Annotated in this window: 16 protein-coding genes; 15 read left to right on the plus strand and 1 reads right to left on the minus strand. The window is 42.9% G+C overall.

Features of this window, described 5'->3' with window-relative positions; translation table 11 throughout:
* Positions 1-168: 168 nt before the first annotated feature.
* Genes ndk through der form a run of 12 tightly spaced genes read left to right on the plus strand, consistent with a single transcriptional unit; the run spans position 169 to position 12010 of the window.
* A complete protein-coding gene (ndk, locus tag METVE_RS0109020; RefSeq protein WP_020168148.1) occupies positions 169-573 on the plus strand; it encodes a nucleoside-diphosphate kinase in 405 nt (134 codons plus the stop codon).
* 41 nt (positions 574-614) lie between these two features.
* The gene (gene rlmN, locus METVE_RS0109025; RefSeq protein WP_020168149.1) at positions 615-1748 is read left to right on the plus strand and encodes a 23S rRNA (adenine(2503)-C(2))-methyltransferase RlmN; all 1134 of its coding nucleotides are present in this window, start codon (positions 615-617) and stop codon (positions 1746-1748) included.
* Positions 1745-2563, plus strand: a complete 819-nt coding sequence (gene pilW / locus METVE_RS0109030; protein ID WP_020168150.1) for a type IV pilus biogenesis/stability protein PilW — start codon at positions 1745-1747, stop codon at positions 2561-2563. Before rlmN ends, pilW begins: the two co-directional genes overlap by 4 nt.
* 26 nt (positions 2564-2589) lie before the next feature.
* The gene (locus METVE_RS0109035; protein WP_020168151.1) at positions 2590-3627 is read left to right on the plus strand and encodes a RodZ domain-containing protein; all 1038 of its coding nucleotides are present in this window, start codon (positions 2590-2592) and stop codon (positions 3625-3627) included.
* Between the two features lie 38 nt (positions 3628-3665).
* Positions 3666-4946 (plus strand): flavodoxin-dependent (E)-4-hydroxy-3-methylbut-2-enyl-diphosphate synthase, encoded by a 1281-nt coding sequence (gene ispG, locus METVE_RS0109040; RefSeq protein WP_020168152.1) that lies wholly within the window; start codon positions 3666-3668, stop codon positions 4944-4946.
* Positions 4947-4993: 47 nt separating this feature from the next.
* Entirely contained in the window at positions 4994-6268 is a 1275-nt protein-coding gene (gene hisS, locus METVE_RS0109045; RefSeq protein ID WP_020168153.1) for a histidine--tRNA ligase, read from the plus strand.
* A 29-nt stretch (positions 6269-6297) separates the two neighbouring features.
* On the plus strand, positions 6298-7065 hold the full coding sequence (locus METVE_RS0109050; protein WP_020168154.1) for an SIMPL domain-containing protein: 768 nt from the start codon (positions 6298-6300) through the stop codon (positions 7063-7065).
* 3 nt (positions 7066-7068) lie between these two features.
* Positions 7069-7905: an ATP-binding cassette domain-containing protein gene (locus tag METVE_RS12705; RefSeq protein WP_020168155.1), complete on the plus strand. Its 837-nt coding sequence runs from the start codon at positions 7069-7071 to the stop codon at positions 7903-7905.
* On the plus strand, positions 7902-8714 hold the full coding sequence (locus tag METVE_RS12710) for an ATP-binding cassette domain-containing protein (protein WP_020168156.1): 813 nt from the start codon (positions 7902-7904) through the stop codon (positions 8712-8714). Before METVE_RS12705 ends, METVE_RS12710 begins: the two co-directional genes overlap by 4 nt.
* Before the next feature lie 35 nt (positions 8715-8749).
* Complete coding sequence (locus tag METVE_RS0109060) at positions 8750-9376, plus strand: YfgM family protein (RefSeq protein WP_020168157.1); 627 nt, start codon at positions 8750-8752, stop codon at positions 9374-9376.
* Between the two features lie 15 nt (positions 9377-9391).
* Entirely contained in the window at positions 9392-10567 is a 1176-nt protein-coding gene (bamB, locus tag METVE_RS0109065; RefSeq protein WP_020168158.1) for an outer membrane protein assembly factor BamB, read from the plus strand.
* A 12-nt stretch (positions 10568-10579) separates the two neighbouring features.
* Positions 10580-12010, plus strand: a complete 1431-nt coding sequence (gene der, locus METVE_RS0109070) for a ribosome biogenesis GTPase Der (protein ID WP_020168159.1) — start codon at positions 10580-10582, stop codon at positions 12008-12010.
* A gap of 117 nt (positions 12011-12127) precedes the next feature.
* Here the strand turns inward: der and METVE_RS0109075 are convergent, their stop codons facing one another.
* Complete coding sequence (locus METVE_RS0109075) at positions 12128-12955, minus strand: outer membrane protein assembly factor BamD (protein ID WP_020168160.1); 828 nt, start codon at positions 12953-12955, stop codon at positions 12128-12130.
* 68 nt (positions 12956-13023) lie between these two features.
* Between METVE_RS0109075 and rluD the strand changes: the two genes are divergently transcribed.
* The 3 genes from rluD to METVE_RS0109090 all read left to right on the plus strand — a co-directional run bounded on the left by rluD (position 13024) and on the right by METVE_RS0109090 (position 15977).
* Positions 13024-14133 (plus strand): 23S rRNA pseudouridine(1911/1915/1917) synthase RluD, encoded by a 1110-nt coding sequence (gene rluD / locus METVE_RS0109080; protein WP_020168161.1) that lies wholly within the window; start codon positions 13024-13026, stop codon positions 14131-14133.
* Positions 14134-14172: 39 nt separating this feature from the next.
* Positions 14173-14931 (plus strand): peptidoglycan editing factor PgeF, encoded by a 759-nt coding sequence (gene pgeF, locus METVE_RS0109085; RefSeq protein WP_020168162.1) that lies wholly within the window; start codon positions 14173-14175, stop codon positions 14929-14931.
* A gap of 128 nt (positions 14932-15059) precedes the next feature.
* The gene (locus METVE_RS0109090) at positions 15060-15977 is read left to right on the plus strand and encodes a ZIP family metal transporter (protein ID WP_020168163.1); all 918 of its coding nucleotides are present in this window, start codon (positions 15060-15062) and stop codon (positions 15975-15977) included.
* Positions 15978-15999: the final 22 nt, after the last annotated feature.

A 15999-nucleotide genomic window follows, 5' to 3' on the forward strand; every position in this document is an offset into this window, starting at 1 on the left:
AAAGATAAAATTAGGTTATGCAATTTCTATAAACAAAATTTATCTTGTAAGTAATGCAATTGGAATAATAATTTTTATGGTTTATCAAATCCATCAAAAATGTTAGAATTTGCATCTTTCTAAGTTGTTCATTTAATTATTTTTATTTTAAATCTTGTGGAGTTTCAAATGGCAGTAGAGCGTACCCTTAGCATTATCAAACCTGACGCAGTGGCAAAAAACGTGATTGGTCAAATTTATACGCGTTTTGAAAACGCCGGTTTAAAAATCGTTGCAGCTAAATTGACGCAATTGACTAAAGCTGAGGCTGAAGGTTTCTATGCTGTGCACGCAGCACGTCCGTTTTTTAACGATTTAGTTAAATTCATGATTTCTGGCCCTGTAATGATTCAAGCGTTAGAAGGCGAAGGCGCTGTGTTGAAAAATCGTGATTTGATGGGCGCAACAAACCCTAAAGATGCGGCTGCTGGTACGATTCGCGCAGACTTTGCTGAAAGTATCGATGCAAATGCTGTGCATGGTAGTGATTCTGCTGAAAACGCAGCGATTGAAATTAAATATTTCTTTGGTTAATTTTAGCGTTAACTTTTTGATGTTATTTAAAGGTTAAGTATTTGATTAATTTATTAAATTACAATCAACCACAACTCGCCGATTACTTTGCAAGTATCGGTGAGAAGCCTTTTCGCGCCAAGCAATTGATGCGCTGGATGCATCATTTTGGTGTGCACGATTTTGCGCAGATGACAGATATTGCCAAAAATTTACGTGAAAAATTAGCATTAAGTACTGAAATTACTTTGCCGAATGTGCAGTTAGAGCAAATATCTAATGACGGTACGCGCAAATGGTTAATCGGCACAGATGACCTTAAAACTGGTGCTGCCAGTAGCATTGAAACCGTATTTATCCCAGAAGATGACCGTGGTACTTTGTGTATTTCCAGCCAAGTGGGTTGTGCATTGGCTTGCACATTTTGTAGTACCGGCGCGCAGGGTTTTAACCGCAATTTAAGTGTGTCAGAAATCATTGGGCAGTTGGCGATCGCTAATAAATCGTTACGCTCAGAAAGTGGTTATGATCTGCTTTCTGCCAATGACCGCATCATTTCAAATGTGGTGATGATGGGCATGGGCGAACCGTTAACTAATTACGATAATGTCGTGACTGCCATGCAGATTATGCTGGATGACAGCGCGTATGGTTTAAGCCGTCGTCGTGTCACGCTTTCCACCAGCGGCATTGTGCCGGCGATGGATAGGTTGAAAGAAGACTGTCCTGTTGCATTGGCCGTCAGTCTGCATGCGCCGAATGATGCGTTGCGCGATGTAATTGTGCCAATCAATAAAAAGTATCCAATTAAAGAATTAATAGCAGCATGTAATCGCTATTTAGAAAAAGCACCGCGCGATTTTGTGACGTTTGAATATGTGATGCTGGACGGCGTAAATGATACGGTTGAACATGCGCATCAGTTGTTGGATGTGATTAAAAATGTGCCATGCAAGCTGAATTTGATTCCATTTAATCCGTTCCCTAACAGCGGTTACGAAACGTCTAAGCCTAGCCATATTCGCGTGTTCCGTGATATTTTAATGCAAGCAGGCTATATCGTGACTGTGCGTAAAACGCGCGGTGATGATATTGATGCGGCATGTGGGCAATTGGCGGGCAAAGTGTTAGATAAAACTAAACGTAGCCAGCTCAACCAAGCTAAGAAAAGTATTCCCATTGAGGCGGTTGCATGAAGTTAAGTTTAACAAGCGTAGATTTAGCAAGTTTAAGGAAATTGATACACGTAAAATCAATAAAAATGCTGGCATTTGGGTTGTTAACTTTGCCATTAGCAGCTTGCGTAACTACCACGCAAAGTAGTAGCCAGGGTATTTACGGCGAATCTGCTGATACCGAACGCGCACGCGCACATAGCGATTTAGCCGCAGCTTATTTGCAGCAGAGTAAATATGAAATCGCATTAAATGAATTTACTATCGCTACGAAGATCGACCCGAATTATTCGCCAGCCTATAATGGTTTGGCATTGGTACAAGCGGCTTTGGGTGAAGATGCTAAAGCGGATGCTAATTTTAAAAAAGCCATTCAGACTGATCCTAAGAGTTCGGAATCACATAATAATTACGGTAGCTTTTTGTGTGCAAGAAAACGCTATGATGAATCGATTACGCATTTTTTAGAGGCGGTAAAAAATCCGCTTTATGCGACGCCAAATTTGGCCTACGCCAATGCGGGGATTTGTTCTGCACGTAAAAACGATACTGCAAATGCGGAAATCTATTTGAATAAAGCGCTGCAATTACAGCCATTAACGTATTCAGCGGCTTATCAATTGGCAGAAATCCAATTTAAACGTGGTGAGGTAGTCGCTGCAAAAACTAGTCTGCAAAATGTTTTAATCGCTGCGTCCAGCCCAGAGGCATTGTGGTTGGCTATTAAGATTGAGCGTGTTTTAGGTGGGCGAGATAATGAGGCGAGCTATGCGCTGCAATTGCGTCAGCAGTATCCAAAATCTGAACAAACTGGCTGGTTAATAAGCGGTCAATAATCATTTGCTAAACGTAAGGCGACAATATGGCACGTAAAAATACCGATAATGATGAAGCGAAAAAAACAGTTGAACTGGAAAATGTGAATACAATCACCGCCTCAGCTACTGATGCCAATCAGTCGGATGCTTATTCACGTTCGCGTTGCGGCGGCGCTTTGCGTATCGCGCGTGAAAAGCAAGGCTTGTCGTTAAATGATGTGGCGAGCAAACTTAAAATAAGCAATAAGCAGATTGAGGCGATTGAAGCGGATAATTTTTCAGCGTTGCCAGAATCCACAATTGTGAGAGGATTCATTCGCAACTACGCCAAATTACTTAAGCTAGAAGCAGACCCGTTGTTAGATGCCTACAATGTTTTGGTGCCAAGTAAGCAGCCTTTGGCTTTTATGCTAAAACCCAGCAGCACCATGAAAGTGACAGGCTATAAAAAGCCCAAAACAGGGCGATATATTGCATTAGTTGTACTATTTATATTGGCAATAGCTGCATGGCTTTTTTATCAGCATTATATTGAAAAACCAAGTCCGACTGTACCAACTGCTAATGCTGATAAATTAGAATCGTTGCCGCAGCAAGCTTTGCCAGCAGCGGAGCGGACTGAGCAGCCCGCTGAAATTGCACCTGCAGGTGACGTTGCTCCATCTACTGAAATTACACTTCCACCGCCTGCGTCTGGGGATGTTTCAGGAGTGAATCAAACTCCTGCTACAACATCATCGAATCCAACACCAACGCAACCAGTGGCCAATACTTCTGCTACTGCAAGTGCACAACTAGTTTTAAATCCCGCAACGCCAGTTAATGCGCCAGTTGCTGATGTCGGTTTGATTCACCTAGAGTTCGCTGCTAGCCAAGAAACATGGGTGAGCGTGACAGATGCAAGCGGAAAACAGATTTACAATAAAATCATTTTTGCGGGCAGTCGTCAAACAGTAGAAGCCAAGCCGCCTTTGGATTTAGTGTTTGGTAATGCCGCCGGCGCGAGTTTAATGGTGAACGGAAAATCCGTCGATTTGGCGCCGCATACGCGCGTGAATGTTGCGCGACTAAAGTTAGAATAACTTAAATTAGAATCATTGGAATTGTAGAGTCGTTATTCATGCGTAGAATTACCCGTCAAGTCATGATAGGCAATGTGCCAGTAGGCGGTGGCTTATATGGCACTGTTAATGCTCCTGTCGTGGTGCAAAGTATGACGAATACAGATACCGCCGATGCGCAAGCCACTATCCAACAAGTGTTTGAGTTGTGGCAAGCGGGTAGTGAAGTCGTACGCATTACCGTTAATTCACCAGAAGCCGCCGCGCAAGTAGGCAATATTCGCGCGGGTTTAGATGCGTTAGGTTGCAATGTTCCTTTGGTCGGCGATTTTCACTATAACGGCCATAAATTACTAGCGGCTTATCCTGATTGTGCAAAAAGTTTGGCTAAATATCGCATTAACCCTGGTAATGTGGGCAAAGGCAGCAAGCGCGATGAGCAATTTGCGGCGATGATTGAAGCTGCGATTCAATACAAAAAATCAGTGCGCATAGGTGTTAACTGGGGCAGTTTAGACCAAGCAAAAATGGCGCAGATGATGGATGATAATGCGAAGCTTGTAGAGCCATTATCGTCGGATGCCTTGATGCGTGAAGCATTGATACAATCCGCTTTAGAAAGCGCGCAACAAGCGGTTGATATTGGTTTAGACCCTAATCAAATTATCATTTCTTGCAAAGTTAGCAATGTGCAAGACTTAGTAAAGGTCTATGTGGATTTAGCTAATCGTTGTGATTACCCGTTACATTTAGGCTTAACTGAAGCAGGTATGGGTTCTAAAGGCATTGTTGCTTCTACTGCGGCATTGTCATTACTGTTGCAACAAGGCATTGGCGACACGATTCGCGTGAGCTTAACGCCAGAACCAAACGAATCTCGAACAAAAGAAGTAGTTGTTGCGCAAGAGATTTTACAGACAATGGGTATTCGCTCATTCACACCGTTAGTCACGGCTTGCCCTGGTTGCGGTCGTACCACCTCAACCTATTTTCAAGAGTTGGCCATGCAAATCCAGAGCTATTTGCGCGTACAAATGCCAGTTTGGCGCAGCGCTTATCCTGGTGTAGAAGATATGAGCGTGGCTGTGATGGGTTGCGTGGTAAATGGGCCTGGTGAATCTAAATTGGCCAACATCGGCATTAGTTTGCCTGGCACAGGCGAAACGCCGGTTGCGCCCGTTTTCGTAGATGGTGAAAAAACGGTCACTTTAAAAGGTGATTATATTGCGCAAGAATTTCAGGCGATTGTAGAAGCGTATGTACAAAGAAATTATGCCGAAGGCGGTAAATTGCGTGTCGCAGTAGTGCAAAAAACCATTCCAATTCAATCGATTAACTAAATAACGGCTGTACCATTTCTAACATAAATCGTGTTCCAATATAAATCGTGTCTAATACCAAATCCAGTAATACAAAATTTCAAAGTATAAAAGGCTTCTACGATATTTTGCCAGAAGCGACACCGCTATGGTTTAAGCTAGAAGACACAGCAAGGCATATATTGGGTCAATATGGCTACAATAATATTCGCATGCCGCTTGTAGAGCCGACCGATTTGTTTGTACGCTCGGTGGGTGAACATACCGATATCGTGGAAAAAGAAATGTACGCGTGGGAAGACAAACTGAATGGTGACAAACTCACTTTGCGCCCAGAAGGCACGGCAGGCTGCGTGCGGGCGGTGGTCGAACATAATTTAACTTACAATGGCCCGCAACGTTTGTGGTATTCAGGGCCCATGTTTAGGCATGAGAATGTGCAAAAAGGACGCCAGCGCCAGTTTCACCAAGTTGGTGTAGAAGCCTTTGGTTTTGATGGCCCAGATGTGGATGCAGAACAAATCGTCTTGCTGGCGAGATTGTGGCGTGAACTGGGTATTACGGATGTTGAATTACAGATCAATAGTATTGGCGATGCAAGTGAGCGTGCGGAATACCGTCAAAACTTAATCCATTATTTTGAGCAACATTTGGATTTACTGGATGAAGATGCAAAACGCCGTTTGCATACAAACCCGATGCGTATCTTGGATACAAAAAATCCGCGCATGCAGGAGTTGTGCGAAGCAGCACCTAAATTGATGGATTGTTTAGGTGAGGCGAGTCGAACCCATTTTGAAAAGCTCTGTCACTTGCTGAATGGATCAGGCATTGCTTTTGTGATTAATCATCGCCTAGTGCGTGGTTTGGATTATTACAATCGCACCGTGTTCGAATGGGTGACGACAAAGCTTGGTGCGCAAGGAACGATTGCAGGTGGTGGACGTTATGACGCTTTAGTAGAGCGTTTGGGTGGGAACGCTACGCCTGCCTGCGGTTTTGGTATTGGTTTGGAGCGCGTGTTCTTATTGATGCAAGAGTATGGTGTGATTGCTACAAATTCACCAGATATTTATTTGGTTAACGTGGGCGATTTAGCTGAAAAACAAGCGTTTATGACAGCAGAAGCCTTACGCAGTTTTGGTTTAAGTGTCGTATTGCATGCAGGTGGTGGCAGCTTTAAATCACAAATGAAAAAAGCGGATAGAAGCGGCGCGCATTTTGCAGCGATTATCGGTGATGATGAAGCAGCGGCAAATGAACTATCCATAAAACCCTTATTGCAAGCGGGCGAACAAAAACGTTGTAAACTGAGCGAAGTGGTTAATTTATTGCGTCGCTAGTGAATCGCGGCAGCTAATCAGAGGAATATATGTCCGAGAATAGACAGACAGAGAATAAACAGTTTTCAACTGCCATTATCGTGCTGGGTTTATTATTGGCGATTGGCATGGCAAGTGCAGCGTTTATATTGGGCGTACAAGCTAAGCGTGCGGTTGCTGGACAACAATCGATTACCGTAAAAGGTTTGGCCGAAAAGCCGATTAAGGCAGATAGCGCAGAATGGGCAATCACTATTGGTGTATCACAACTGACGCAAGCAAGCGCATTGGAAAGTTTGGCAAAAGAGCGAAAAGTAGTCGAAGCGTTTTTGACTAAACAAGGTTTGGGCAATGAAACTTGGTCAGCAGATGTTGAAACGATTGGCCCGCATTATGAAGAGATATTTGTAAAAGATACGCCGCGCCAAGTGCAAAATGGCTTTGATGCTTATCAAAATATCCGTGTCACAAGTCAAGATTTAACTAAAATTACCGCTGCAAATAAAGCATTTTTGCAATTACGCGCAGAAAATCATCCAGTATCCGCGCAGCCGCCTAATTATCTAGTCGGTAATCTAGAAGCCATCAAAATGTCTTTAATTGCCGATGCCACTAAAAATGCACGCAGTCGCGCGACAGAATTTGTTAAGCAAGATGGGGTAAAAGTAGGTGTGATGAAATCGGCCAGCCAAGGTGCATTTTATATCTTACCAGTAGGTGGCGATGCGGGTGATGATAGCTATGGCGGCGTTTACGACAAATCCACCATCAATAAAACTGCGCGCGTTGTGGTGACGATTGTTTACAACATTGAGTAAACCATGAGCGAAATTCTAAACATCAGCCATTTAACCGTCACGCCAAAAAACGAGCCGAATCGATTTTTGGTCAAAGATGCAACGTTAAGTTTATCCGCTGGCAAAACGACTTGTATCGTCGGTGAATCTGGCAGTGGAAAAAGCTTAACGGCACTCAGCATAATGGGTTTGCTATCTAAACAATTGCAATCAACTGGCAGCGTCATATTTAAAGGTCAAAATATTGCTCAACTAGATAATAAAGCTTTGCAGAAAATACGCGGCGCTAAAATCGGCATGATTTTTCAAGAACCGATGACTTCACTTAACCCTGTTTTAACTGTCGGTTATCAAATTGGTGAATCGCTCACGGCACATCTAGGCTTAAAAGGTTCTGGTTTGAAATTGCGCGTTGAAAGCTTATTGCAGCAAGTCGGTATCCCAATGGAGCGCGCAAATAGTTATCCAGATGAATTGTCTGGCGGCCAGCGCCAACGCGTGATGATTGCAATGAGTATTGCCTGCGAACCAGCATTATTAATCGCAGATGAACCAACGACAGCGCTGGATATGACCGTGCAAGCACAAATTTTGCAATTACTAGATGAGCTTAAAACGCGCATGAACATGGCAATGTTATTTATTACGCACGATTTTGGCGTTGTAACTGATATTGCAGATGATGTGATCGTGATGTTTAGAGGCGAGATTGTTGAAACGGGTACAAAAAAACAAGTGCTAGAAAAACCTCAGCATCCTTATACCAAAGCTTTGTTGGCCTGCGTGCCTGATTATGAAGGTAAAAAACAGCTTAAGCCCATTGATTACGCTTGGCTAAAAGATAGCAAGGTTGCAGCATGACCAAGATTGATGCCAGCAACATTATTTTGCAGGCCAATCATTTGGTTAAAACCTACTCCCAAAGCAGTGGGCGTTTTGGTTTTGGGCAAACAAAAATTAAAGCACTAGATGACGTCAGTATTGCGCTTAAAGCGGGCTCTACATTAGCTATAGTCGGTGAATCTGGTTCTGGTAAATCCACCTTGGCACGTTGTCTGTTACAATTGCAACCTTTGGACAGCGGTGAAGTGCTGTTTCAAGGGAAGAATTTAGCTAAATTAGACGCGCAATCGCTTAGAACAGAGCGCAAAAATCTGCAAATGGTATTTCAAGATCCATTTGCCTCGCTTAATCCCCGCATGCGTGTTGGTGAGATTGTTGGTGAGGGTTTGCTGATTCATGGTTTAGGGAGTGTGGATGCACAAAAAAATAAAGTGTATCAAATGCTCGAACGTGTTGGACTAAAGGCAAATGATGCGCTTAAATATCCCCATCAGTTCTCTGGTGGCCAACGCCAACGCATCGGAATTGCACGTGCTCTAGTGTTAGAGCCAAAAGTAGTGGTGTGCGATGAGCCGGTTTCTGCACTTGATGTATCAGTACAGGCGCAGATTTTGTTGTTGTTAAAAGAATTACAGCGCGAGATGAACTTGAGTTATCTGTTCATTAGCCATGATTTAAGAGTAGTGCGGCATATTGCTGAAGAAATGGTCGTCATGCATAAAGGTAGAATCGTTGAACAAGGCAATGTAGTAGAAATTTACAACGCACCGCAGCAGCCGTATACACAACAATTATTAAGTGCAATTCCTGGCCGAAAAGCAGCTTAAGTTTTATATAAATAGTTATTTAGAGAGAAATAGTAATGGCATACGATTTAGAAGAACAAGAGCAGTTAGATGAGTTTAAAGCTTGGTGGAAAAAGAATGGCAAGATAGTTACCAACTTAATATTGGCTGTGTTAGTAGCCTATGCCGCATGGCAAGGTTTTCAATATTTTCAAGGCAAAAAATCGGTTGAAGCCTCTATTTTGTATCAAGCTTTAGTGACAACCGATGTAAGCAAAGTGGCTGATATTCAAGCGAAAGCAACAAAATTGACTGCAGATTATGCGGGAACACCCTATGCGGGACGTGCAGCGATTTATGCAGCAAAAATCAATATTGATGCCAAAGATGATAAAAATGCCAAAATTCATTTAGAGTGGGCAGCTAAAAATGCTAAAGAAAGTACGACTAAAGCAATCGCCAGCCTGCAGTTGGCAGGTATTCTGTTTGAAGAGAAAAGCTACGATGCCGCGCTAAAATTGTTATCAAGTGATGATGACAAAGGCTTTACAGGTTTGAAAGAAGATTTAAAAGGCGACATCTATATGGCGCAAGGTAAAAAAGCAGAGGCAAAAAAAGCGTATCAAACAGCCTTAACTGAGCTAGATTCGTTAGGAAAATTTCAGCAATACACACGTCAAAAACTTGAATCACTTGGCGTTTAGTGGTTGACTGACACAATGCGTAAACCAATTATTCAATATTCCTTGATTGCATGCTTAGCGTTATTGAGCGCTTGCAGTGTGTTAACTGAGTTTCGTTCTGATCTTGCTGACAAATTGTTTGGCCGTGAACCGCCTAATCCACCTGCTCAATTGGAGGAATTTAAAGCTACTTATGTGGCGAAAATTGACTGGTCGGCTAATGCGGGAAAAACCGATAAATATGACTACACGCCAGCAAAAGATTCAGATGCAGTTTATGTCGCCAATACAAAAGGTGAGTTAACCAAGCTAGATGCTGTTAACGGGCGTGAAGTGTGGCGCATTAATATTGGCGAGCCTATTAGTGGCGGTGTTGGTATTGGCGGCGGTATTGTGATGGTCGGCAGTAACAAGGGCTATGTACACGCGGTGGATACTGCCGGCAAGTTTTTATGGAAATCCAAGATTTCTAGCGAAATTTTGAGTGTGCCACGTTATTTCGATGGCATGGTCATTGTGCGATCTGGTGATAATCATATCTACGGCCTAGATGCTACGGATGGTAGCCGCAAATGGGTTTATGAGCGCATTACGCCAGCATTGTCATTACGTAGCAGTGTAGGTTTTGTTGTGGATGCTGGCGCGGTGTATGCAGGTTTTGCGGGTGGTAAATTAGTGGCTATACGCGCAGATACTGGCAAAATTATATGGGAAGCGACTATTGCTCAGCCCAAAGGCGTAACAGAGATTGAGCGTATTGCTGACATAACCAGTTTACCTTTTATTGATGGCAATATGGTTTACGCAGTCGCTTATCAAGGCAAAATTGCAGCAGTTGACCGCGCAACTGGCAAAGTGCTATGGAATCGTGATATTTCTAGTTACACGGGCTTAAGTGCGGAAGATGCAAAAATATTCGTTTCACATACCTTAGGCTCAGTTTATTCGCTCGATTACACCAATGGAAAGACTTTTTGGCGGCAAGGCGCATTATCTAATCGTCGTCTGACAGCACCGTTGCCGATGGGTAACTTAATTGCCGTTGGTGATTTAGAAGGCTATATCCATTTCTTAAGCCGCGATGACGGTAACTTTTCTGCACGCATCAAAGTAGATGGTAATGCTGTTATGTCGCTTATCCCCGGTTCCAACTCTTCGCAATTAATTGCAGAAACACGCGACGGTGGCGTTTACGCCATCAGTGTAAAATAGTCGCTCTAACCTATGTTACCTACCATTGTATTAGTCGGCCGACCTAACGTCGGCAAATCTACCCTTTTTAATCGCATGACGAAAAGTCGTGACGCGTTGGTGGCGGATTTGCCAGGCCTAACGCGTGATAGGCATTATGGCCGCGGCATTGGCGCGAGTAAGCCTTATTTGGTGATTGATACGGGCGGTTTTGAACCAACTGCTGAGAGTGGTATTTTAAAAGAAATGGCGCGCCAAACTTTGTTGGCGATTGATGAAGCCGATGTCGTCATTTTCTTGGTAGATGGTCGCGCTGGCATGACGCCGCAAGAGTTTATTATTGCCGATAAATTACGTAAATCACAACGTCCAGTATTGCTAGCAGTGAATAAAACCGAAGGCATGAATAAAGCCGTGGTTTCGGCTGATTTTCATGAATTAGGTTTAGGTGAGCCTTTGTCAATCTCTTCTGCGCATGGCGAGGGCGTTAAAGATTTAGTAGAGTTGGCTTTAGAAAATTTTCCAGAACATGATTTTGATGAAGTAAGAACCAATCTTAAAAAGCCTAAAATCGCGATTGTTGGCCGTCCAAATGTAGGAAAATCAACATTGGTTAATGCATTGCTAGGTGAAGAACGCGTCATTGCATTTGATGAGCCAGGTACGACGCGTGATTCAATTGAAATCGACCTAGAAAAAAATGGTAAAACTTATACCATTATTGACACAGCAGGCGTTCGTAAGCGCGGGCGCGTATTTGAAGCAGTTGAGAAATTCTCCGTTGTTAAAACCATGCAAGCGATTGAAGACGCTAATGTGGCGATTTTAGTCGTAGATGCGCAAGAAGGCATTACTGAACAAGATGCTCACGTAGCCGCTTATATATTAGATGCTGGTCGCGCATTAGTGGTTGCAGTGAATAAATGGGACGGTTTGCCAGAAGATGAGCGCGAGTTCATCAAAAAAGAAATTGATCGAAAATTGGTGTTTTTAGATTTTGCTAAATTCCACTACATTTCGGCGCTGCGCAAAAAGGGCTTACCAGAATTATTTGTATCCGTGGATGGCGCGTTCAAAGCGGCAATGGCTAAATTAGCCACACCACAGCTGACAAGGGTTTTGATTGACGCCATCGCGCAACACCAGCCACCTATTAGCCGTGGAACCAGACCAAAATTGAAATACGCCCACCAAGGCGGTATGAACCCACCGATTGTCGTGGTGCATGGTAGTCATGTAGATGATATTAAAGACAGCTATAAGCGCTATTTAGAAGGTGTTTATCGTAAAACTTTTCAGTTAACCGGCACGCCATTACGCGTACAGTTTAAACAAGGTGATAACCCATTTGCCGAGCCTGAGAAACGTAAAGCTGGTGAAGGTATTGTGAGCATGCGTCGCCGTAAAACGGCGCAACGTGCTGAATTAAAAGCGAAAAAAGACGAAGAAGATAAAAAACGTTAAGACATTAATCTAATGTAATTTATTAAGCGCATTTGATCAACATTGATCAAATGCGCTTATAACAAATTAACCAGTTAATTAAATTAGTTTTCGTCACTATTCTTAAGGTTAACTGTCTTAGTAAAGACTTTCCCAAAACTTCCACCAAACGCGTTCATCGTTACTGACTTTGCCTAATACCATTGGGTTTTGAGGATAGTTGGTTTGCAATATACGTAAGGTATCCGCTTTTAAGTCATTCAAATCCATGTAGTCGTAAGCGCTAATACTGATGACTAATGCTTCTTCAACCGAGCTAGAGTTTGGGTAGTATTCCAGTACATATTTAGCGCGATTTAATGCTGCTAGGTAAGCCGTGCGCTTCATGTAATAGCGCGCTACGTGCAATTCATGTTGCGCCAATGTGTTAACTAAATAAATCATCCGTTGCGTTGCATCATTGTAATAACGGCTTTTTGGATAGCGATCGACTAATTCTTTTAATGCAGCAAAAGACACTTTAAGCGTTTTTGGATCGCGATCACTAATTTCTTGCGCGGTATATTTCTCTAGTACCCCGCGCTCATTAAAACTGGCTAGGCCTTTAATGTAATACGCATAATCAATATTTGGATGATTCGGATGCAGTTTAATAAAGCGATCTGCCGCCGCTACAGTAGAAACGGGATCTTGCTTTTTATAATAAGCGTAAGCAATTTCTAATTGCGCTTGTGTCGCATATTTTCCATTTGGAAATCTAGAGTCTAAAATCTGGAAATACTTTAAGGCCGCATCATAATCTTTATCGATCATTTTTTGTTCGCCTTCCGCATAGATGCGGTCGGCTTGCCAACCTTTTGTTTCATCTAATTCGGTTGGGTCACCAAAAATGGCGCAACTGGTTAGTATTAAAGGCAGCAATAAAGCCGCAATGGTTTTGCATAAAAGCGGTAAAATACGATTCACAATTTAAAACCTACAATAAACTTAAGTTGATTATAACTTAAGCCATTAATAAACTGATGTAAAAACTGATGCCAAAAAAAGAGTTACAACAAAAAACGCCCAATCAAACTTTAGAAAATTCTGTCGAAATTCTGAGTATTCCCATGAATTTGGGCGGTGAGCGATTGGATATTGCTTTGCAACAAATGTTGCCAGCGCATTCGCGCTCTCGCTTACAAACTTGGATCAAAGCCGGTTTAGTGACATTGAATGGTGAAATAGTCACCTCTAAAACTAAAGTGTGGGGCGGCGAGCAAGTTAACGTTGCTGCGCAAGCTAATCCACAAGAGCAAGCTTTTCTACCTGAAAATATTCCGCTGGATATTGTGTATGAGGATGACACCATTTTGGTGATTAACAAGCCTGCTGGTTTGGTCGTACACCCAGCGGCTGGTAATTGGAGTGGCACGCTTTTGAATGCGCTGTTGTACCATTTGCCGCAGTTGAGTGATGTGCCGCGTGCCGGCATTGTGCATCGTCTAGACAAAGATACTAGTGGTTTATTAGTCGTTGCAAAGACGCTGGAGGCGCAAACCAGCTTGGTGCGGCAATTGCAGGCGCGAACAGTTAAACGTGAATACAGAGCCATCGTGTGGGGACAATTATGGCGCAATGGCACCATTAATCAGCCGATTGGCCGCCATTCGCATGCGCGTACAAAAATGGCGATTTCACGTACTGGCAAGCCAGCCATTACACATTATGAAGTGCTGGAACGTTTTGGCGTACACACTTACTTACGCTGTCAATTAGAAACTGGTCGCACGCATCAAATTCGCGTACACATGCAATTTTTAAAAGCGCCGATGTTGGGCGATCCAGTTTACGGAATTGGCAATATCATTCCGCATAAATTGATGACACAAACATTGCGTGATGCAGTGAGCGATTTTAGTCGCCAAGCTTTGCATGCGGTAAAGCTGGGTTTAATCCATCCTAAAACAGAGACGTTTATGGAGTGGCAGATTGAGCTGGCAGATGATATGAAAGTTCTGCTAGAAGCCATGCGGCATGAAGATGCGCCGCTAGAAGATGAAGAGTCATTTGACTTTAGCTATCAAGACGGTGATTACTATGAAGGCGAGGCCGATGATGATGACTTTGAAGATTTTGATGATGACGAGTTGGAAGATAATTAAGTAGGTTTAAAGAAAAATGAAAAAATTGGGATTTAAAATATGCTAAAAAAAAGTGATTTTATTATTCCTGATTGGCCCGCACCTGCCAATGTGCATACCTTGCAAACCACTCGACATGGCGGCATCAGTTTGGCGCCATACAACAATCTGAATTTAGGTAGCCATGTGCAGGATGATCCTTTGCATGTTGCGCATAATCGTCAATTATTGAGCCAATTTGTGCCGTCTGAGCCCGTTTGGATGAATCAAACTCATGGTATTAATGTGGTAGATGCAGCCAATACTGATTGCGTACCAGCCTCAGATGCCAGTTTTACCACGCGCCACAATACCGTTTGCGTAGTCATGACAGCCGATTGTTTGCCAATCTTGTTGTGCGATAAAGCCGGCACCGCTGTCTCGAGCGTTCATGCGGGTTGGCGAAGTCTGTGTGATGGTGTGATAGAAGAAACCGTGCGAAAAATTCCAGTGGATTCTAATCAATTAATGGCTTGGCTTGGCCCTGCGATTGGCCCACAAGCGTTTGAAGTTGGAAGTGAAGTAAGAGCGCAATTTATTGCAAAAGATGCACAAGCTGAATTTGCTTTTAAACCGCTTATTAACAATGAAAACGGCGAAAAATGGTTAGCGGATATTTACAAGCTTGCTAATCAACGTCTTAATCGTGCAGGCGTTAACCAGGTTTATGGCGGCGGTCAGCAAGAAGCGTATTGTACATTTACCGATGAGCAACGCTTTTTCTCATTCCGGCGCGATAATCAGACGGGGCGCATGGCAACGCTGATTTGGTTAACTTAAAAATTTAACTGATTTTTATCGTTAAGTTAGATTAATGCAATAAAGTTGCATTAATGAGCACTTCGGAATAACAGTTAAAACAGTGTCTTACGCTATAATACCGTTTATTCTTGAATCTATAAGTTCGCATGACCATTCCTGACTTTTCCGTTTTACTTTGGATATTATTATTTAGCTTGCTTGGCGGTATGTTAAGTGTCGCTGGTGCAGCTTTGGTTGCGCTTAACATCAGTAAAACCGCTGTTCCTATGTTGATTAGTTATGCAATCGGCGCGATGTTAGGTGCAGTGTTTTTAGAGATTTTGCCAGAAGCGATTGAAGTTGCCATTAGCCCCAAACATATCACGGTGACGGTCTTGTTGGGTATATTGCTATTTTTTGCTTTAGAAAAGTTAGTTATTTGGCGGCATTGTCATGGTGACCATTGTGAAGTGCATGCGGTACATACTGCGGATGATTGTCCCGATGCCGGAATACAAACTGAAACTATGCTTGCAAATGGTTCATTAGCAAGCAACTCGCCAGCAACAAAATATAAAACGGTCACAATAAAGCAACCCTCTATTACAGCACACCATCATCACGCGCAGCATGATCATGGTCGTAGCGGTTTAATGATTATGATAGGCGATACATTTCATAACTTTGTGGATGGTATTTTAATTGCGTCTGCTTTTATGGTGGATGTGAAAGTTGGTATTGTCACGGCAATAGCCATCATTGCGCATGAAATTCCGCAAGAAGTGGGCGATTTTTTGATTCTGTTGCATTCTGGCTATAGCAAAAAACAGGCTTTTGTTTTTAACTTAGTGTCCAGTTTAGCTACCGTTGTTGGCGGTTTTGTCGCTTATTTTGCCTTAACACATATACAAACTTGGATTCCGACCATTTTAGGATTGGCTGCTGCTAGCATGCTTTATGTAGCGGTTGCCGATTTAATTCCTAGCTTGCATAAGCGTACCGAACTACGTGCCACAATTTCTCAACTTGTCCTTATCACTTGCGGTGTCGCATCGATTTGGCTAGTCGGTTATTTTTTAGAGTAAAACTATTGATGAAAACAAACGT

This window comes from Methylotenera versatilis 79 (genome assembly GCF_000384375.1).
Classification (GTDB): domain Bacteria; phylum Pseudomonadota; class Gammaproteobacteria; order Burkholderiales; family Methylophilaceae; genus Methylotenera_A; species Methylotenera_A versatilis_B.